Origin of the sequence: Shewanella sp. c952, assembly GCF_019654975.1 — a bacterium.
Lineage (GTDB): Bacteria > Pseudomonadota > Gammaproteobacteria > Enterobacterales > Shewanellaceae > Shewanella.
Genome location: NZ_BPEW01000034.1, coordinates 1 through 21,141, shown reverse-complemented (window position 1 = coordinate 21,141; position 21,141 = coordinate 1). Strand labels below are relative to the sequence as shown.

Annotated in this window: 15 protein-coding genes and 1 pseudogene; 7 read left to right on the top strand and 9 right to left on the bottom strand. The window is 40.8% G+C overall.

Annotation, left to right across the window (positions count from 1 at the left end; all coding sequences use genetic code 11):
* Nucleotides 1-20 precede the first annotated feature (20 nt).
* The 4 genes from K5R16_RS18085 to K5R16_RS18070 all read right to left on the bottom strand — a co-directional run bounded on the left by K5R16_RS18085 (nt 21) and on the right by K5R16_RS18070 (nt 3,131).
* On the bottom strand, nt 21-437 hold the full coding sequence (locus K5R16_RS18085; protein WP_220739220.1) for a CBS domain-containing protein: 417 nt from the start codon (nt 435-437) through the stop codon (nt 21-23).
* A 179-nt stretch (nt 438-616) separates the two neighbouring features.
* Nucleotides 617-1,576: a Solitary outer membrane autotransporter beta-barrel domain gene (locus tag K5R16_RS18080; RefSeq protein ID WP_220739218.1), complete on the bottom strand. Its 960-nt coding sequence runs from the start codon at nt 1,574-1,576 to the stop codon at nt 617-619.
* Between the two features lie 126 nt (nt 1,577-1,702).
* On the bottom strand, nt 1,703-1,999 hold the full coding sequence (locus K5R16_RS18075; RefSeq protein WP_220739216.1) for a hypothetical protein: 297 nt from the start codon (nt 1,997-1,999) through the stop codon (nt 1,703-1,705).
* A gap of 94 nt (nt 2,000-2,093) precedes the next feature.
* Nucleotides 2,094-3,131 (bottom strand): isoaspartyl peptidase/L-asparaginase family protein, encoded by a 1,038-nt coding sequence (locus K5R16_RS18070; protein ID WP_374758409.1) that lies wholly within the window; start codon nt 3,129-3,131, stop codon nt 2,094-2,096.
* Nucleotides 3,132-3,293: 162 nt separating this feature from the next.
* Between K5R16_RS18070 and K5R16_RS18065 the strand changes: the two genes are divergently transcribed.
* On the top strand, nt 3,294-5,135 hold the full coding sequence (locus tag K5R16_RS18065; RefSeq protein ID WP_374758408.1) for an autotransporter assembly complex family protein: 1,842 nt from the start codon (nt 3,294-3,296) through the stop codon (nt 5,133-5,135).
* Nucleotides 5,132-9,133, top strand: coding sequence for a translocation/assembly module TamB domain-containing protein (locus K5R16_RS18060; RefSeq protein WP_220739212.1), 4,002 nt, complete (start codon nt 5,132-5,134; stop codon nt 9,131-9,133). Before K5R16_RS18065 ends, K5R16_RS18060 begins: the two co-directional genes overlap by 4 nt.
* A 69-nt stretch (nt 9,134-9,202) precedes the next feature.
* Here K5R16_RS18060 and fadR read toward each other — a convergent pair whose 3' ends face one another.
* Nucleotides 9,203-9,922 carry a fatty acid metabolism transcriptional regulator FadR gene (gene fadR / locus K5R16_RS18055; RefSeq protein ID WP_220739210.1) on the bottom strand — a complete coding sequence of 240 codons (720 nt, stop codon included), beginning with the start codon at nt 9,920-9,922 and terminating at the stop codon, nt 9,203-9,205.
* A gap of 305 nt (nt 9,923-10,227) precedes the next feature.
* On the opposite strand from fadR, the gene nhaB reads away from it, so the two are divergent.
* The 5 genes from nhaB to K5R16_RS18030 all read left to right on the top strand — a co-directional run bounded on the left by nhaB (nt 10,228) and on the right by K5R16_RS18030 (nt 17,635).
* On the top strand, nt 10,228-11,814 hold the full coding sequence (gene nhaB / locus K5R16_RS18050) for a sodium/proton antiporter NhaB (protein WP_220739209.1): 1,587 nt from the start codon (nt 10,228-10,230) through the stop codon (nt 11,812-11,814).
* A 92-nt stretch (nt 11,815-11,906) separates the two neighbouring features.
* On the top strand, nt 11,907-12,431 hold the full coding sequence (gene dsbB, locus K5R16_RS18045) for a disulfide bond formation protein DsbB (RefSeq protein ID WP_220739207.1): 525 nt from the start codon (nt 11,907-11,909) through the stop codon (nt 12,429-12,431).
* Between the two features lie 407 nt (nt 12,432-12,838).
* Entirely contained in the window at nt 12,839-14,773 is a 1,935-nt protein-coding gene (locus K5R16_RS18040) for a PrkA family serine protein kinase (RefSeq protein ID WP_220739205.1), read from the top strand.
* A gap of 55 nt (nt 14,774-14,828) precedes the next feature.
* Nucleotides 14,829-16,097, top strand: coding sequence for a YeaH/YhbH family protein (locus tag K5R16_RS18035; protein WP_220739203.1), 1,269 nt, complete (start codon nt 14,829-14,831; stop codon nt 16,095-16,097).
* Nucleotides 16,098-16,105: 8 nt separating this feature from the next.
* Nucleotides 16,106-17,635 (top strand): SpoVR family protein, encoded by a 1,530-nt coding sequence (locus K5R16_RS18030; RefSeq protein WP_220739201.1) that lies wholly within the window; start codon nt 16,106-16,108, stop codon nt 17,633-17,635.
* A 60-nt stretch (nt 17,636-17,695) separates the two neighbouring features.
* Here the strand turns inward: K5R16_RS18030 and rplY are convergent, their stop codons facing one another.
* The 4 genes and pseudogenes from rplY to K5R16_RS18010 all read right to left on the bottom strand — a co-directional run.
* Nucleotides 17,696-17,983, bottom strand: coding sequence for a 50S ribosomal protein L25 (gene rplY, locus K5R16_RS18025; RefSeq protein WP_220739199.1), 288 nt, complete (start codon nt 17,981-17,983; stop codon nt 17,696-17,698).
* 135 nt (nt 17,984-18,118) lie between these two features.
* Nucleotides 18,119-18,667, bottom strand: a complete 549-nt coding sequence (locus tag K5R16_RS18020; RefSeq protein WP_220739197.1) for a DUF882 domain-containing protein — start codon at nt 18,665-18,667, stop codon at nt 18,119-18,121.
* 96 nt (nt 18,668-18,763) lie between these two features.
* Nucleotides 18,764-20,158 carry a murein L,D-transpeptidase gene (locus K5R16_RS18015; RefSeq protein ID WP_220739195.1) on the bottom strand — a complete coding sequence of 465 codons (1,395 nt, stop codon included), beginning with the start codon at nt 20,156-20,158 and terminating at the stop codon, nt 18,764-18,766.
* Between the two features lie 166 nt (nt 20,159-20,324).
* Nucleotides 20,325-20,891 (bottom strand): annotated as a pseudogene (locus K5R16_RS18010) (type II secretion system protein); the annotation flags it as partial.
* Nucleotides 20,892-21,141: the final 250 nt, after the last annotated feature.

Below are 21,141 nucleotides of genomic sequence, written 5' to 3'. Positions count from 1 at the left end.
ATATAAAATATCTTTATATTTTAAGCGGGTGTTAAATAACATTGCTGCATATAGGTATTAATGGCCGCAAGTACATTTGTTCGGTTAATGGTGCCGACTACTTTGCCGTCATCTACCACTGGATAAACCTTAGGTTTTGGGCCTAACATCTGCTCAGCTAAAGTTAATACACTGGTATTGGGCTCAACTGATAATACATCGGTGCGCATGCAATCTTTAACGATAGCGGTTAAATCACAGTGATAACTGCTTTTGAGCATCACAGCTAAACAATCTTGTTGTGATAAAAAGCCCACTAGCTTGCCGTCATTATCAACAACTGGAGCTCCTAATTTTTTGTTAGTTAATAGATTTTCCACTGCAGTCGCTAAAGACATTGAAGGCGTTAGCATCACTGGTTGACGATCCATATGCTCTTTTACATGTATTGAATCCATTACATTCCCCTAATTATTTACCTCAATTTTAGTTTAGCTAATATTTGGCAATTGGGGAGTGGATTAAAGCGATTGCCTTAAACGAGTGACTAGAATCTGAAAATTAAATTCCGCGCTATATGCTTGTATTATCGAATATTGAGCAAGCGAACTGGAAATCGATACACATTTAATGGGGGCTAAATATCTTCATTAAATAAGAGCAAAATACTACCACCGCTTAGGACGCTACCAACATTAACTGTAACGCCAATACCTAAGTTATCTACCCATGAATTTAACCAAGGTGTGTCAATCACCCAGCCCGCGCCAACTTCATAGTAGTGGTCGGTCGCTAAAGGCTCAACTGCATCTCCCGATAAATCAATTCTTTTAAACATAAAGCGAAGTTCATTATCATTCATACCCATTTGTGGAAGCTGATAATGAAACAGTAAGGTGTTGTTAAAACGGCCGACTTTTGATGTCACCTTTTGCGGTTCTGAGTCGGTTAAAAGAGTATGGCCGATGGCATATCGATAACTACTGATGAACTGCCACCGATGACCATAAAAGTGACTGTCGTATCTAAACTCGATTGATGGATCAATCATTAACGCACCATAAGAAGTATTAAGTAGCCCATTATCAAATACAGGTGCTAACTGTTCCAATACGCTTCGATATTGAAAATTATTTTCATACCAAATTGTTTGTGCTCCGATGCCAAACTGCATTTTCCAATGCTCACTGAGCGCATGTTGCCAACGTTGCTCAGCCTGAAATAAGTAACTTTTTTCAGTAAAAGAATCAAAATTTTCAGCTGATTGAGAAAAGTCGACGGTTTGACTGGATCCGACGTAAGAAAATTTAAGGTAGGTAGAAGTGTTCCAATTTGGTGTTAACTCACTCCAATCGGAATGCCAAGGTAAAGAATAGCTTTTTAGCTCTCGGCGCCGCTCAAGCGAGCTTTCAGACCCAGCATCTAGATCGCCAAAATCGATAACCGAGCTAGGGTCAAAATTAACCACTCCTAACGTGATTAAATTGGCATCGGTTAACACAATGGCTGTCGCTATATTCTGTTTTGCAACTCTACTCACCATGTTATCAAGAGAGTTTATTGATTGGCTCGCCCCATAAGCTATGTTGCTCAACATGATCATGATCAAACATATCATTACTCTATAAATATGCATCGAATGCCTATGATTTAGAAGTGTTACAAATTCACGATTCTTTCTAGCGTCATTTCATACTTAATCTGATTCAAAGCTTATGCACTACTATTTCGTGCTCTGATAACTTTCCAATACGTTGTTCCGGACTAATCCTCGTCTAACATTTTTGCACAGTTTTGCAAAACGACTAATATCACCAAATTGAGGGACCTCACCATTATCGATTGCACTCTCCCAATAACTCAATTCACTGTCTACAATCTCTAACAGTTTTTTGGGGCAGCCAATACAAGCTCCTTCAGGACCGCAGACAAAGTGTTGTGGATCTTTAAGAGGGAGCTCCTGCTTAACTTGCTTAATAATATTTTTCATCGCGGTAACGCGATCGGGCTTAGGTGACATAAAACGGCTAATTAGCACAATGAGTATTGCATGTAAGTGTAATTGAAAATGTGTACCAAAGCTCGGTGATTAAGTTTGGTACACATATCTAGTCCTATAAATCAGACCAGATCATTACTTGCGCTGCTTCACCCTTCTTTCGGGTCGCACGGTACATACCTTCGGTATTAAACGGTGTTGCGATATTGCCACGTTGGTCAATAGCTATCACACCGCCAGTACCTCCAGCGGTAATTAACCGTTGATTAATCACTTCATCAGCCGCTTGTATAATCGATTTTTTCTGATACTTAACTTTAGCGCAGATATCTCCAGCCACATGGTAGCGGATAAAATACTCCCCATGGCCTGTAGCAGACACAGCACAAACACCATTTTCGGCGTAAGTTCCAGCGCCAATCACTGGCGAATCACCGATACGCCCGAAGCGCTTTGCCGTCATGCCACCGGTTGAAGTCCCTGCCGCGAGGTTACCGTTTTGATCCAGCGCAACAGCGCCGACTGTGCCAAATTTATAATCGAACTCCATATAATCTAAAGCACTTTGCTTATAGTTATGCCCATTGCTTGCCTGATAGTCTTTATTTGATTCAGCCTTTTTGATTTTCTCTTTGGCACTTTGCAGTTGTTTATAACGGTTTTCGGTATCGAAATGACTAACGGGTACCAAATTATACCCTTGTGTTAGGGCAAACTCTTCAGCACCTTGGCCTGAAAGCATAACATGTGGAGACTTATCCATTACGGTTTGAGCTAAATTGATTGGGTTTTTAATATGCCTAACCCCAGCAACAGCACCAGCGTTCATGGTTTTACCATCCATAATAGATGAGTCCATCTCATGAGCACCATCATAGGTGTAAACAGCACCTAAGCCCGCATTAAACAAGGGGCTATCTTCAAGTATATTAATAGACACCCTGACTGCTTCTAAGCTGTCACCGCCCTCACTAAGCACTTTATAACCTGCATCAATGGCTTCTTGTAGCTTACTGCGATAGGCCTTTTGCTGCTCATCAGTCAGTTTTGCTTTGGAAATGGTACCTGCACCGCCATGAATTGCGATAGAAAATGGCTTTTCGGTTGCAAAAGCCACGGGCGTTACAATGGTTAATGCCAATAAACAACTCACTACGATTGGAGAATAATTCACAAACGGTATCCTTTTGCATTTATTTGCTCTCTTTGTAACTATTTTCGACCATAATTACAATCAGCAACTTGCTTGATTTGGCGATTCTAGTGACAATAGCTTCATAAAACTAAAGTTAATAATAAGAGTCTGATATTTTTGATAAGTTTGATTCGAACAACCAGCATACTGACATTATTGTTCGGTTTTCTACTGAGTCCTTTTGCTGTTTTCGCAAATGACCTGTTAACGCTGAAGGTAGAAGGCGTAACTGGCAGTCTTGAACGCAATGTAAAAGCGCATCTGGGAACATTACCTAAGTCAGATGTACAACGCCGTGCTTTTATTTTTAATGCTGAAGATAATATCAATGCCGCTTTGCACTCTATGGGTTATTACAATAGCAAGATAGAGCAAGAGTTTAATCGTAACGATAAAGGCCCTTGGCAACTTAGCTATCACATCACTCCTGGAGAGCCAACTACAGTCCGTTGGGTTGATATTCAAGTTAGTGGTGAGATGCGCAATGATCAACTGTTCGAACAATGGCTTTCCCAATTGGCCATTCGACCAGGAGATAGGCTTAATCACGGCGTATATGAAGAATTGAAAGCTCAGTTACTGACTTTATCATTAGCCCGTGGCTATTTTGATGGCAAATTTGACAAGGCTGAGATAGAAGTTGATAGGGATTACAATAGCGCAAAAATAGCGCTGCATTATGACTCAGGTAAACGCTACCATATTGGTGAAGTCACCTTTACTGGCCACACACTACAGCCTGAAATTTTAGAGGAGCTGATCCCTTTCGAGCTTGATGCTCCCTATAGTACTGGCAATTTGGGGCAATTAAATAGACAACTACTTGATACAGGCTACTTTTCAAACATTAAGGTGTTACCTTTAGTTGAGCAAGTTGAGGGGTTACTTGTTCCCGTTAGGGTCGATCTCAGCCCTAAACCGGATCACTCCATTGAGCTTGGCTTAGGTGTGGATGTCGGTAATACCGTCGATAACAATATCGAGCCCCGGGTTCGAGTGACTTGGCGTACACCACAAATAAACAGTTATGGTCATTCTCAAGAAACCTCAGCAGAATGGGCGCCTGATAGACCAAAGTTTTTAACCACTTACACCATTCCTTTAACCCACCCTCTCGATGATCAGCTTAAGTTGCGGGTTGGCATGTTAAGAGACAAATATGGTGTGACCCAAATTTACAATGAAGAAGATAGAAAATTTAAGAATACTGGGCAATTAGAATCATCTAAATTACTTTTTGCGGTTATCCGTCAGCAACGTCTCGGTCATCAATGGATCCTCAATTACTCTACCGAAGTAATGCGTGAGAGTTACACTCAATCTGGTGTCGATTACGATCCCTTCTTTGTACTATTCGGGGCAAATGTGTCTAAAACGTCTCGTGGTGATAACTCTCTCGATCCCAAATCAGGCTTTTTGCAGTATTACAGCGTAGAGTATGCAGATCCAAATTTGGGCTCAGAGGTACGTTTAGCACGCCTGCAGGCTAAGTTTAAATGGATCCAGCGGTTTTTCGAAAACCACCGTATTGTATCGCGTCTAGATCTCGCCGCAAATATTACCAATGAAAGCAATTTAGCGCAGATCCCGCCCTCATTACGCTATTTTGCAGGTGGTGACCAAAGTATTCGTGGCTACAGTTATAACGAACTTGGTCCATCTATAGACTCTGTAAATGATGAAGGCGAAATAGTGAGAGAAGTTGTCGGTGGACGTTATTTGATGGTAGGTAGCATTGAGTATCAGTATTACGTCACCCCCACTTGGCGGGTAGCCACCTTTATTGATGCGGGTAACGCCTTTGATGTTAATCAGATAGAAGCCATTACCTCTGTCGGTGCCGGCATCCATTGGATATCTCCAATAGGCCCAGTGAAATTTGATGTGGGTGTAGGCTTAAAGGAAACCGATACCATTAGTAGACCTTGGCGTATCCATATCACGATGGGGGCAGAGCTATGACAACAAGAACAACGAATACAGACAAAGCTCCGCAACCAAATAACAAGACTCATCAAACAAAAGGTGCCATCTGGCGCTGGTTTAAACGCCTTTTCCGGATTATTTTCTATATTCCTCTTGGCTTGTTAATCAGCTTAGCCATTATTATCGGTACAAACTTTGGTTCTCACTTCGCAGTTAAAATAGCGGATATTTTGGTGCCCGATCTCGACGTCAGTTATGTATCAGGGAAAATAAACAACCGTCTTCAATTAGACGTCGGTAACTGGCAAATGTCAGGAGTCAAAGTTGAAACTACAGGGTTAATCTTAGATTGGAACCCTATGTGCTTAGTGCAAAAGCAGTTATGCGTAAATGAGTTAAGTGCAACTAAGGTTAATGTTGAAATAGATACCGACTTGCTTGGTGAGCCAACCACTATTGAAGTGGCTACAAATGATGCCGCAATTGCAATCTCCAATGACAATCAAGACAATTTAATCACAGATATCAGTCAACCTATCGATACTATCGTCAATGGCATTGAAGAGAATCAAGAAATTGTCTTACCGTTTGGTATTAAGCTTGCTATAGGTGCATTGAGCCAAGTGACTGTGCGCGTCAATGATATGGACTTTAATGCAGCGCAACTTAATTTAAGAGCTGAATGGCAAAGCACCGGAATTCGAGCTCAATCGATTTATGCTGAAGATTTATTAGTATCTATTCCACTCGGTAGCAGCGATGAGAATAATGCAGACGCTACTATGGTCACTGAAGAAAAACCAGCTAAGCCTACCTCGACAAGTGAAGCCATAAATCAAGCAAGTGGCGCCAATGCAATTACTGATGATGCTAATAAGTGGGCCATGGCTCATTTACCTGAAGTGTTTATGCCAATACCTGTCTATGTTGAATCACTTGAGGTCAACAACGGAGATTTAATTCTAGGGCCAAGAGAAGATCATTTTAACACTATTACCCTTAGTGGAAGCTATCAAACTTTTCTGATCAATATAGATGAATTATCAGTATCTCACAGCTACGGTTCGGTCGAATTAGATGGGCATATGTCTCTTTCAAATGATTACCCAATGGATTTTGAACTAGATATTAATCTTGATCACGTTGATGAAGTACCGGGACTAAAGGGGCAGCAACTTAATGTCACAGTCGTTCAAGGATTCAAACAACTGAAAAGCGAGGTCTCCGGTCAGGGGCAGTTTGAATTTGAGCTATCGTCGAGTATTGCGCTAGCGGATCCCAAGCTCCCCTATTCGATAGCACTGCAATCGAAAAAACTACAATGGCCGATAAAAAAGCCTGAATATATTGCAACCAACATCACGCTGAAGACTCAAGGTGATCTCAAGCAGCAACAAGTCGATTTACAAACGCATTTCAACTCCAACTACCACCCAATGATGAAAGTTAACACTCTATTCGAACACCAAGATTCCACAATTGATTTCAGTGTATTAAAGATTGAAAGCAAGATGGGTAATGCGTCTATCGACGGAAAACTGGCTTACGGCGATACGTTTATATGGGACACTAATGTCGTTACTGAAAAACTAGATATTGGCCAACTCCAACTCGATTTGGAACAGTCTTTGCCTGAGAGCAGCATTAATGGCCAGTTTAGCAGTAACGGACAATTCTCATTAGCCAATACACACTGGTCAGTAGGCATATCAGATGCAGAACTTAATGGCGATATAGAAACATACCCATTAACGGTCGATGGCAATCTAACACTTAATCACAATTGGTACTTAAGTTCGACTGGACTTAATATTCACGCGTTGAAGAGTTCTTTATACATTGAAGGTGAAGTAGATAAGCGCTGGGCACTAACAGGTGACTTAACCGTACCCGATTTAAGCCTTTGGCACCAAGATGCACGAGGTCATATTGATAGCGACATTACCGTCACGGGAGAATCTGAACACCCAAACATTGAAGTGTCTCTTTTAGCCAATGGCCTTAAGTTTAGTCAGCTATCTCTAGAAAAACTAAATTTAAAAGGTCACTATAAACCTCTTGATAATCAGGCATTCTCAGCTCAGTTAACCTCAGACAAGTTTAGCTACGATACTATTTTTCTAGATAGTATCGATGTGAAAAGTAACGGCGACTTAAACCAACAATCCTTGAATATTGAAACCCTAGGAGAACTCGGATTAACCACAGCGATAAACAGCCAGTTTGATGACAATAAAAACACTGTTAATGCCCAAATAAATCAACTTAGTCTGCAATCAAAGCTTGGTGAGGTTAACCTAGAAAAGCCATTAAATGCGCAGTACGACATGTCGAAAACTAAGGGACAGATAACCCCATTTTGTTTAATCCATGAAAGCGGGAAATTATGTGCTGTAAAGCCAATTGAAGTCGGACTCAGTGGTCAGGCAACAATGGAATATGCTGGTGATCTTGGGGTTTTAATTTCACCATGGCTACCTGAAAGTATAAAGTGGCAAGCGCCTTCAACATTAGCGACAGAATTTAAGTGGTTTGAACAAGGTAAGCCAACAGGTCGATTAGAGCTGGATCTAAAGCCTGGCACTATAGACTTTAAGACAACCAATAGTAATGAGGTCAGTGTCGGATATAAATCCTTCAACATACAAAGCCTATTAAATGAACAGTTCCTTAAAACTACAATCGCACTAGAGTCTTATAAGATAGCCAGTTTGGATGCAAACCTCACAGTCAGTGTCACCCCTGATAGAACCATTGACGGCAAACTAGCCTTACATCAAATAGACTTACAAGCACTCGCCCAGCTATTACCTGAGCTAGAAACATTAGAAGGTATAGTCTCTAGTAATCTTAATTTGAGCGGAACGCTTGCAGACCCTCAAGCCTCAGGCGACATAACTCTTAGAAATGGTTCTATTCTAGCAACTGCAAACCCAACGCTTATAGAAGATGTGGACTTGAATCTAACCTTCGCCGGCAAACAAGCACAAATAGACGGTGAGCTTAAAATGGGCAAAGGACTCGCTTATATCGACGGTCAACTGGATTGGTTAAATAAACAGTTACAAGGTAACTTCGATATAAAAGGTAAAGACCTTGCTGTTATTCAGCCGCCGCTTGCTATTCTAAGTGTTGGAACAGATCTCAATATTAGTTTTACCGACCATTCCGTTGATGTAAAAGGCGATATTAATGTGCCTAGTGGGCAGATTACGATTGTTCAGTTGCCAGAAGGCGGTGTAGCAGTGTCTAAAGACGTCGTGTTTAAGGATAGCTTTGCAACACAAACGTCGAAAGCCACGCCGTTAGCCGTTTCAGCAGAAGTGAATTTAAATATTGGCGACGATTTAAAAGTTGATGGAATGGGACTCGACGGCAAACTATTAGGCAAGTTGGAATTAAAGCAAAGTCCTTTTAGACCCCCACTACTTTTCGGCGAAATTAAAGTTATTGATGGATCTTATAAGTTCATGGGGCAGACTTTAAAAATAAAAGCCGGTGAAATGCAGTTTATTGGCCCTATTGATGTACCCAATTTGAATATAGAGGCTGCCCGGGAAATAAAAGAAGAAGATGTGATTGCAGGTGTTCGCATAACAGGAACACCGATGAAACCAATCGTTAACCTTTATTCAAACCCAGCAAAAGAACAGGCTGAAATTTTAAATTATATTGTCAGAGGTACAGGCCTAAACAGTAACGATGTTGACCAAAACAGCGGCTTGATGATGGGAGCGGCATTGACATTGAGTAACCAAATTGGCGGCGGAGCCATCGGCAATATAGGTAATACAGCAACTGGTATCATTGAAAAAATTGGTTTTTCAAATGTCCAACTCGATGCAAACGATGATGGGCGATTTGCTATTAGTGGCTTTATCGGTGAGGATCTCATGGTGAAATACGGTATTGGGGTGTTTAATCCAGGCTATGAAATGACCGTTCGTTATTACTTGTTGTCGCAACTCTATTTGGAGACTGTATCGGGTACAATCGAACAATCCTTAGATATCTACTATAGCTTTGACCTTTAATCTTAAGCATCAAAAAAGCCATCTTAAAAGATGGCTTTTTTATTAAACGAACCAAACTAAGACAAAATTCTACGTATTTGAATGACCTAGCTCAACTGGCATTTGGTCGCGTAAACTCTGCCACATCATGCCGCTATTAATCCCGTAGGTTCGCATTAACGCAGCAACATCTGCATAATTCTTATCAACTGCGAGCTGTTGCAGTTGCTTATAAAAGTCCAGCGCTAATGCTCGAGCATCGGCACTCGAAAAATAATAACGTCCGACTCTGCTATATAACCCTTTAAAGCCATTCAAAATGAGAACATAAAGAGGATTACCAGAAGAAAACGCTAATGTGTGCTGCAACTCATAATCAAAATCAGCATAGGCCTGAGCTGTATCTTCAAGCTCACCTAACTTTGATAAAGCTTCAACAGCTTTGTCAGGGTTGTTGCGAATAGCACCTCTAAAATAGATAGCACTCACACTGCTGCGGGCCGATAACAATTGATCGACGAGTTCAGGAAAGCCATCAGGATCAAGTTCAGCGATGGTCTCTAGGATATTAAGTCCAGAGGTCTCCCAGAAGTTATTCACTCGAGTGGGTTTACCATGTTGAATAGTTAGCCAGCCATCTCGCGCAAGACGTTGCAACACTTCACGTAATGTTGTGCGTGTTACGCCTATTAATTCAGACAACTCTCGTTCAGCTGGCAAAATAGAACCGGGGGCAAATTTGTTCTCCCAAATGGATCGTACAATATATTTCTCTGCAAAACTTGCAGGGCCTTTGGCATTGATGATCATCAGCCTACTCTATCCAATTATTAGTGTTGTTCTAACTACTGATCATACCAGAGCTATTTAAAATGGAAACCTAAACCGCTCCATTAGATAAACACTGTTACGAGAAAATACAAATTACGGTCAAAAAACACGCTAGCAATGAGTTTTAGTTGATTTTTTTTGATTTAGATACACGTTTGGGTAATCAATGCTGTTTAAGTTAGTCAAAAGGAATTACCTTTAGCGTCGGCAATTTTATTAGTAACAACAAATCTAGTTAATTTCTTGTTACAATCGAACATTACAAAAACAAGAGTGAGGATTCCATGCCTGTGACAATGAGTCAGGCGTTTCTTGATAACTTTCTAGGCAATTCGCCAAAGTGGTTCAAATTCGCAATATTATCGTTTCTAGTGATCAACCCTGTCGTTTTCTATCTTAATCCGTTTGTAGCGGGTTGGCTGTTGGTTTTAGAGTTTATCTTTACCCTTGCTATGGCTCTCAAATGCTATCCATTGCAACCAGGGGGCTTACTTGCAATCGAAGCGGTAATAATAGGCATGACTTCACCCAGTCAAGTCCTGCATGAGATTGAAGCAAACCTAGAAGTTTTATTGCTACTGATCTTTATGGTTGCTGGTATCTATTTCATGAAGCAACTATTACTGTTTGCCTTCACGAAAATGATCACCAAAGTTCGTTCCAAGATTGCAGTTTCAATAATGTTCTGTGTCGCATCAGCATTTTTGTCAGCATTCCTAGATGCGCTGACGGTAATAGCAGTCATTATTGCAGTTGCAGTTGGCTTTTATTCGATTTACCACAAAGTGGCATCGGGTAAAAACTTTAATGATAGCCATGATCATACTAGCGATGGACAGAACCAGTTATGTGAAGAGGAGCTTGAAGCATTTCGAGGCTTTTTACGTAACCTATTGATGCATGCAGGTGTTGGTACGGCATTGGGTGGTGTTTGCACCATGGTCGGCGAACCACAAAACCTCATTATTGCTGCTCAAGCAAATTGGCAGTTCGCAGAATTTGCGCTGCGTATGTCTCCTGTAACCGTGCCCGTTTTTGTTGCAGGCGTGCTCACTTGTTATCTGGTAGAGAAGTTCAAAGTCTTTGATTACGGTAAACAATTACCCGATGCAGTACATAAGATCTTGTCTGATTACTCTGCTCACGAAGACGCTCACCGTACTAAACATGACAAGATCAAATTAGTCGTGCAAGCATTTGTGGGTATTTGGCTTATTATTGGCCTCGCATTCCACCTTGCATCAGTAGGTCTCATTGGCTTATCCGTCATCATTTTAACGACTGCATTCAATGGCGTAACTAACGAGCATGCACTTGGTAAAGCTTTCGAAGAAGCGCTACCTTTCACAGCCTTACTTGCTGTGTTTTTTGCCATAGTGGGCGTTATTATCGACCAACAACTATTTGCCCCCGTCATTCAGTGGGCGCTTAGTTATGAAGGTAACACTCAGTTAGTTATTTTCTATATCGCCAACGGTTTGCTGTCAATGGTTAGTGATAACGTGTTTGTGGGTACGGTTTACATCAATGAGGTTAAAGCAGCCTTACTTGATGGACAAATCACTCGCGATCAGTTCGATCTTCTCGCTGTTGCAATTAACACTGGTACTAACTTACCGTCGGTGGCAACACCAAACGGACAAGCGGCTTTCCTATTCTTGCTGACATCAGCTATTGCCCCACTTATTCGCCTTTCTTACGGGCGTATGGTTTGGATGGCACTACCTTATACCATTGTTTTATCAATTGTAGGTATCTTAGCAATTCAGTTTGGAGGGCTTGAGCAGATGACACAGTATTTCTATGATAATAATATGTTGCTGCACCACACTCTTCAAGAAGTTGGAAATAGTGCAGCATCAGCGCATTAATGATAATGTGCTGACTGAACTAATTTAGAGTTTGTAAGTCATATAAAACGCCCTATTTCGGGCGTTTTTTATTTGCAATGGAGACCTAATCGTTGAATGCATTAATCAATTTTGCCCAATCACGTACAGCATGGCTAACACTGACGGCTACGGCACTTGCTTTAGAACTTGCCGCATTATTTTTTCAATATGTAATGAAGCTTGACCCTTGTGTGATGTGTATCTATCAGAGGTTGGCAATATTTGGTATTTTATTTGCTGGTATGCTTGGCATTGTTGGCTACCAATCTCGTATCGTACGTTTTGTTGCGATGGGACTCTGGGGAACGAGTGCTGCCTATGGCCTTAAGCTAGCGCTTGAGTTAGTCGATATGCAAACTAACCCTTCTCCGTTTGCAACCTGCTCTTTTTTGCCAGAGTTTCCAAGCTGGATGCCTCTGCATGAATGGATCCCATCGATTTTCATGCCGACAGGGATGTGCACCGATATACCATGGCAGATGATGGGCGTCACAATGGGTCAATGGATGATCGTGGCATTTTCAGTATATCTATTAGCGTTAGTCCTCTTTTTTATTCCAGCATTGCTTTCAAAAACTAAAAGCCAGTTTAGATAGGAAAAATGCAGCTAGCCTAGCGGTTATTGCTACTAGTTAACATAGACAATCCGAGTATTTATCTCGGATTGTCTTCCCTGCAAAAAATACATTCATCATTATCTCTTCCAAACTAAAAGCACCTAGCTCCACAAGAGCAATACTTTCTATAACGGCAATAATTGCGCTTTTTAAGCAACATATCGCCTATTTTCAAATGAATTTTGATGCTCACATTCAACAATTTCTTGAAGTAAAAATTAATGAATAGCCCATTACCTCATTTGCAACTATTGCAATTGCAACTATTTCTTGTTGTTTTTATTTGGTTTTTTATCTCAATGAAGCAATTTAGGGTCTAACCTTAATAGTAGGAGGCAGTTTATATTAGCCTCTAATTCTTTTTAAGTTGTTTTAGGGGGTGGGTTATGGGTATTTTCGAGCATTACCAACAACGCTATGAAAAAAAGCTAGATGAAGAGTATTCATTAGAAGAGTTTCTAAGCATTTGTAAAGAGGACCGTAGCTCCTTTGCGTCAGCAGCTGAGCGGCTTTTAATTGCAATAGGAGAGCCCGAACTCGTTGATACTTCGAAAGATCCTATCTTAAGTAGACTGTTTTCTAATCGACTAATTTCGCGATACCCAGCTTTTAAAGACTTTTACGGTATGGAAGATGCGATTGAGCAAATTGTCGCTTATTTAAAGCATTCAGCCCAAGGGTTAGAAGAGTCTAAGCAAATCCTCTATTTGTTAGGCCCAGTTGGTGGTGGTAAATCATCTTTGGCTGAAAAGCTGAAAGCTTTGATGCAAAATGTACCTATTTATGTACTCACTGCCGACGGTGTTCGCAGCCCTGTAAACGACCATCCTTTCTGTCTATTTAATCTAGAAGAAGATGGCGAGATCTTGAAACAAGAGTATGGCATTCCGAAGCGTTACTTAAAAAGTATTATGTCACCGTGGGCAGTAAAACGACTACATGAATTTGGTGGAGACATATCTAAATTTAAAGTCGTTAAAGTTTACCCCTCTATTCTAGACCAACTTGCCATCGCTAAAACCGAACCCGGAGATGAAAACAACCAAGACATTTCATCGTTAGTCGGGAAAGTAGATATCAGGCAATTAGAACATTTTGCGCAAAATGACGCAGATGCATACTCTTACTCAGGCGCACTGTGTCGGGCAAACCAAGGGATTATGGAGTTTGTAGAGATGTTTAAGGCGCCAATAAAAGTCCTTCACCCGCTGTTAACAGCGACTCAAGAAGGTAACTTTAACGGCACAGAGGGGCTTTCCGCCCTTCCCTTTGGCGGTATTATTTTGGCTCACTCTAATGAGTCAGAATGGACAACCTTTAGAAACAACAAAACCAATGAAGCATTTTTAGACCGTGTTTATATCGTAAAAGTCCCCTATTGTTTACGTCTATCTGAAGAGGTGCGAATTTACGAAAAGCTCCTCACAAACTCAGAACTGGCCAATACACCTTGTGCTCCAGGTACACTAGAAACCTTAGCGCAATTCAGCGTTCTCTCACGAGTCATCGCGCCAGAGAACTCCTCAATCTATTCAAAAATGCGTGTTTATGATGGTGAAAGCCTAAAGGATACTGATCCTAAGGCAAAATCTTACCAAGAGTATCGTGACTATGCTGGCGTTGATGAGGGTATGCTGGGATTATCTACCCGCTTTGCATTCAAAATCTTATCCAAAGTATTCAATTTTGACCATACGGAAATTGCAGCAAATCCAGTACATCTTTTCTATGTATTGGAACGCCAAATCGAGCAGGAACAGTTTCCAACTGAAACTGCCGAGCGCTATTTAGAATTTTTAAAAGGCTATCTTATTCCTAAATATGTTGAATTTATCGGCAAAGAAATTCAAACAGCCTATCTAGAATCTTACTCGGAATATGGACAAAACATTTTCGATAGATATGTTACCTATGCTGATTTTTGGATTCAGGATCAAGAATATAGAGATCCTGAAACTGGTCAATTATTTGATAGAGCAGCGCTTAATGCCGAGCTAGAAAAAATAGAAAAGCCAGCAGGTATAAGTAACCCAAAAGATTTTAGAAATGAAATAGTTAACTTTGTTCTTAGGGCAAGAGCTAATAATGAAGGCACAAATCCTCTGTGGACAAGTTATGAAAAACTAAGAACGGTAATAGAGAAGAAAATGTTCTCTAATACTGAAGATCTACTACCAGTAATCTCCTTTAATGGCAAAACATCCACTGATGATCAGCGTAAGCATGATGATTTTGTCAATAGAATGATGGAGAAAGGCTATACCCAAAAGCAAGTAAGACTGCTATCAGAGTGGTATCTGAGAGTTAGAAAGTCTTCTTAGAAAAGCCACAATAAAAGGGGAGACAAACTCCCCTTTGTCTGGTTAGGAGGTGCGCATGGCAAATTTCATTGATAGAAGACTTAACGCTAAGGGTAAAAGTACCGTCAATAGACAGCGATTTATTAATCGCTATAAAAAACAGATAAAGAAAGCGGTAAGTGACGCTGTAACACATCGTAGTGTTACTGACGTAGACAAAGGTGAGAAGATAAGCATTCCCACACGGGATATTAGTGAGCCGACATTCCATCAGGGAAGTGGGGGCGTTCGTGACAGGGTTCACCCAGGAAACGACCAATTTAGTCGTGGTGACCAAATAGAAAGACCGCCTTCAGGTAACGGCCAAGGAGCAGGACAAGGTGAAGCCTCTGATTCAGGAGAAGGCAACGATGATTTCGTATTTCAGATCTCTAAAGATGAATACTTAGAACTGTTATTTGAAGATCTGGAGCTGCCTAACCTTCAAAATAACCGACTTAATAAGCTTGTTGAGTATCAGGTTTATCGGGCAGGTTTTACCAATGACGGCGTTCCCGCAAATATTAATATAGTACGTTCACTACGCTCGTCAATCGCACGTCGTATGGCGATGACATCCACCAAGAAGCGTACCCTAAATGAACTGCAACAAGAACTTGAAGAACTTGAAAGTAAAGCAGGCTCTAACGCAGAACGCATTTTAGTTTTAAAAGCAGAAATAGATGATTTACAACGTAGGATCAAGAAGGTGCCTTTCATTGATACCTTTGATTTACGCTATAACAACTATGCTAAACGCGAAGTCCCCTCCAGTCAGGCTGTCATGTTTTGCCTCATGGATGTTTCAGGATCGATGGATCAGGCGACAAAAGACATGGCTAAGCGTTTCTACATTTTGCTTTATTTATTTTTAACAAGAACCTATAAAAACCTAGAAGTTGTTTACATCCGCCATCACACCCAAGCTAAAGAGGTCGACGAACACGAATTCTTCTATTCCCAAGAAACGGGGGGAACAATTGTGTCTAGCGCATTGAAATTAATGCACGAGATCCAACAGAAGCGTTACCCTGAAAATGAATGGAATATCTATGCAGCACAGGCTTCTGATGGTGACAATTGGGCCGACGACTCTCCATCTTGCCATCAAATATTGGAAAAAAAATTGCTGCCAGTAGTCAGGTACTTCAGTTATATCGAAATCACCAACAGAGCGCATCAAACACTGTGGCGAGAGTACGAAACCCTACAGAAATCTCACGATAACATCGCTGTGCAACATATAAAGCAAGCAGAGGATATTTATCCTGTATTTAGAGAATTGTTCAAGAAACAGGCTGTTTAGGGGGTGCTATGGACAACACAAAAAAAAGAACACCATTAGACGATGGTCCCGATTGGAATTTCGAGTTGCTACAGACCTATTTAACAGAGATTGAACGCGTAGCAAACCACTACCGATTGGATGCCTACCCAAATCAAATTGAGGTTATTACCGCTGAACAGATGATGGATGCCTATGCTGGTATAGGTATGCCTATTGGCTACACTCATTGGTCCTTTGGCAAGAGATTTATCGAGACTGAGCAAGGCTATAAAAGAGGACAAATGGGCTTAGCCTATGAAATAGTCATCAATTCAGACCCTTGTATTGCATACCTAATGGAGGAAAACACCATAACGATGCAAGCGCTAGTAATGGCGCATGCAAGTTTCGGCCATAATAGTTTTTTCAAAGGTAACTATTTATTTAAGACTTGGACTGACGCTAGTTCTATTATTGATTATCTGGTATTTGCTAGAAACTATATTAGTGATTGCGAGGAAAAACATGGAATTGAAAGAGTAGAAAGTGTCATTGACTCATGCCATGCACTAATGAGCTTTGGAGTCGATAGATACAAACGGCCTAGTGAGATCTCTTTCAAAGAGGAGAAAATGCGCCAGAAAGACCGTGAAGCATATCTTCAAAGTCAGGTTAATGATCTATGGCGTACCGTGCCTGTAGCACCTCATGAAGAGCAGAAAGCTCAAGCGCAACGCTTTCCGGCAGAGCCCCAAGAGAACATTCTGTACTTTATTGAGAAAAATGCTCCCCTTCTAGAACCTTGGCAACGAGAAATAGTTCGTATTGTAAGAAAGATGGGGCAGTATTTTTACCCACAAAAGCAAACCCAGGTAATGAATGAAGGATGGGCTACTTTTTGGCACTATACAATTTTAAATCATCTCTACGATGAGGGATTAGTGACAGACCGCTTCATGTTAGAATTTTTGCAAAGCCACACCGGCGTTGTCGCTCAGCCAAGTTATAACAGTCCACACTATAGCGGCATAAACCCTTACGCACTCGGTTTTAATATGTTTATTGATATACGCCGTATATGCGAAAACCCAACAGAGGAAGATAAACACTGGTTCCCAGACATTGCTGGCAGTGATTGGCTAACGACACTGCATTTTGCCATGGAGAATTTTAAAGATGAAAGTTTCATTAGTCAGTACCTTTCTCCCAATATCATTCGTCAATTCAAGCTTTTTTCAATTCTAGATGACGATAACAAAAACTACTTGGCTGTATCAGCGATACATGACGAGCAGGGGTATAAAGAGATCAGAGAGAAGCTGTCACAACAATATAACCTGTCCAACTTAGAACCCAATATCCAAGTTCACAATGTGGAAGTCTCAGGTGATAGATCGCTAACCCTCAGATATGTGCCCAATGCGAGGATCCCGTTAGCAGATACACGCCACGAGGTTGTCAAACATATACATCGGCTTTGGGGATTTGACGTAAAGATAGAGCAAGGTGAAAATGGTGATATTAAGGTAATAGCGGCCTGCCCTGAACAAAAGTTAGATAACGCTGCTAACATCTGATCCTAAAAATAGCCCACAAAAAAAGCGCCTTATTTGGCGCTTTTTAAATTTACTTAAGATTTAAGCAAATTTGAAATCAATATGTTCAATCAAAGGCTTGAACGCATGACGTTGCATGTCTTGAACGCGTACTAATACGTCTTTACCATCTAAAGAGATAGTTAGGTCAGTATTGTAAAATTCATCGTTCGCTTGGATATTGATGATATCTTTATGATCGAAAACAATAGAGATAGCTTCTTTACCTGGACCATAGATAACAGCAGGAACTTTGTTAGCATGACGTAGGCGGCGGCTCGAACCTTTCCCTATTTCAGTGCGGATTTGTGCAGCGATTGTATAAGACATAATAAAACTCACTTAATAAAAATAATATAAATGTACAGTAACGATTTTCGACCAACCATTACTTACTAAAAGCGGGCGGATACTAACATACATTATCGCGTAAACAAAATATTATCTGTCAGCACGCAAAGTTAGTTACCAACTTCTAATTGGTCCTGTGTCGATATGCACGAAACCTGAGTTAGGGTAATAGCCGACTCCACCCAGTTTAAGCGCTAAAGCAGCACTTCTGACTTCAGCAAGCTTTACACCTGGCACTGCGATATCTAGAGCCATGCCTTTCATATGGTAGCTTTTCTTAGCAACACCATTACTTCTCTTAGCAAGCATTTGATTTGTTTTTGGAGAGCGATATCCTGATATTATGTGTAATTCATCGTCATAATTTAAGGATTGTTTTAATAAAAAAGCAAAATCAAATAAACGCTTGTCCATTGGAGCAGATTCATTTTGGCGATGATCACGCAATACTTGACTAAAATCAGTCAAAATATCACTTTGGTAATCACCATCAATCCAATAGCTTCCCTGCCCGCGTTCACCTGTATGACGGTTGTAAAAGCCTAAACTTCTAACCCCTTTGGTTGAACGACTTGCTTGTGCTTTAGTTGGCAGCATAGAAAACATTGCTACTCCACCAAGGCCTAATAATAACTGTCTACGAGCAGAACATACTACGGTCACACGATCACCACTGACTACTTTTCCTACAACTGGCTGGCAAAGTAGCCTTAAAGTCTTAGGAATGCAAGTTCTCAGTTTAAAATATCGCGAAATTAGCTATAAGCTATTGATCTGTGCAACAGAGGGCGCTGACTCAGTGTTAATCGACTGCTTTTGGTAAATGTCATTTCTAAATTGAGCCAAATTATTTTTATCAATCCATGCGGTCCAGTAAACTAAATGAACGTTTAATGTTGAATTGAGCGCAAACCACTGTGTCTTGTTTCTATCGATATGCCTATCAACCCAGGTTTGTTTGTCCTTCACTAGGTTCGCAGCCATCCAGTTGGCTAAACCTTCTACATTCTCAATTCTTATACAACCGGAAGATAGTGCTCTATTACTCTGATTAAAAAGATTAGGATCCGACGTGTCGTGCAGGTAAACACTGAAGTCATTGGGAAAGTAAAATTTGTAACGCCCAAGGGTATTATTAGCACCAGGACGCTGGACAAATCTAAATGGAAATGGGCCTGCCGCTAAATCACGCCACTGCTGTGGTGACTTGAACACTTGATTGCCGGCTCGATCAAAAACATCAAATTCACGTTGTTCGATATAATGACCATCTTTGCGTACCTGTGGCAATAAATCATTGTATAGGATCTTTTTGGGCACACGCCAACTTGGGTTGATAACAACATTAGAGATTGCACTGCTCAACAACGGTGTTTGCCTATATGGCTTACCAACAATGACCCGAGATTCGAGTTCCACTTTACCTTTATTAATAAGTTCCATTTCAAAGGCGGGAATATTGATCACCAAAAAGCGATCTGCTCTTTGGGACATAAACTCTGATTTCTGCATAAAGCTTTGCGCTAAAATAGTAGCCCGCTCTGAAGGAGTAATATTCAGCCATTTCATTGTTTCTGGGCCTAAAATTCCATCAGCGCTTAAGCCATGACGACGTTGAAAACGTTTAACGGCATTAACTAAGTTATCATCGAAAATATCTGCATCAATAGAGCTAGCTGCGCCGTCCCCAAGCAAAGACAAACGTTGTGCTATTAGGGAAAGAGAAGCACTCTTCATACCCGGCCTTACTAATCCTTCAATACGTATTAATTTCCATTGATATTGTTTAGCAAGCCACTGCAGGTGCGATATCCGATTTTGTAATTGTAAATAGTTGTTGATCCTAGGCTCTAGAGACATTGCTCGAACAAGTGGATCCTTAACTTGAGAGGTTGCAATCTTGCGGGTTTCAATGTGATGACGTGTCCAAAAATTAACAATGTCTGCTTCTATAACCTGTAGTTGCTCTTTACTTACGACTGTAGTATTCAACGCCGTAATGTGCTGTTGATACTCAGTATCAGGTTCAACAATGGCAATTAATTTGAGTTGCTTTAACAACATGTTGTTTGCTGCACTCAATCTCTCGTCCGCGAGAGCAGTAGCACTCATCAATACAAAATAGATAAACAAGCTAAGACTAAAAAAGCGCATTGACACACCAAAAAAGAATACACCTTTTAAGTATGGCAAATAAATGTGCTTTGTATATGACAGTAGACAGCATAAAGCGACTAAGACAATGTCTTAAACTAGGTCAATATTGCTGAATCAACTAGTTAATGGTAAAAAAGATAAAACATTAACCGACATCTTTTTATTATGGATCGGGTTGAATACTTAAAGTTGACCTTGAGACCTGAGTTAGACCTGTACCTGGGAAGTATTTTAGTTGCCAGTTTTCAGCGCCCTTACTTCTATCATCGGCAATGTAATTGTAATAACAGTGGGTCTCTTTGTTTGTCAGATCGCCGCCATAATACCAATAAACAATATCATTATTACCTTCAAAGGCTGCATTTGAATGCATTGCAAGCTTGTAGTCGTTGTTAGCTAACAGTCCTTGCCAAACTTGTTTACAGTAGTCACCTTGAAGTTTAGTACCATTTGCACTGCTACTTGTGTCTTTACCTAAAGGATAACCAGTCGTCGTAGAGTCAACATCTCCAGCACCGTAACAAGTTAAATCAACTTGGTAGCCATTAGCGCCAAAAGCCGCCCAACAACTATGGTAAAGGCTCACAGATGTGCTAAAGCTAGCAAACACATTACGGGCAACGGAATCATGGGCATCTTGACCCAAGCTTACAAACCTCGGCATAGCGACTATTGCGATAATCCCCAGTATGGTAATTACAGTAACTAGCTCAATAAGAGTAAACCCTTTAAATAGGCTTCATGTTTTGACCTTTAGATATAGATTTGGACGTAACATACATAGGTGACTGCTTGATGTCACGCAACATCTAGTCCACCGATCTAATTAAGGAAAAACTAAAGGAGTGTCAATTTAAGATACAAAAAAGCCCCAACTTTCGTTGAGGCTTATTGTAATTCTCTTGCGAGAATGTTTGGTACCCGAGGCCGGACTTGAACCGGCACGCCTATTAAGCGAGGGATTTTAAATCCCTTGTGTC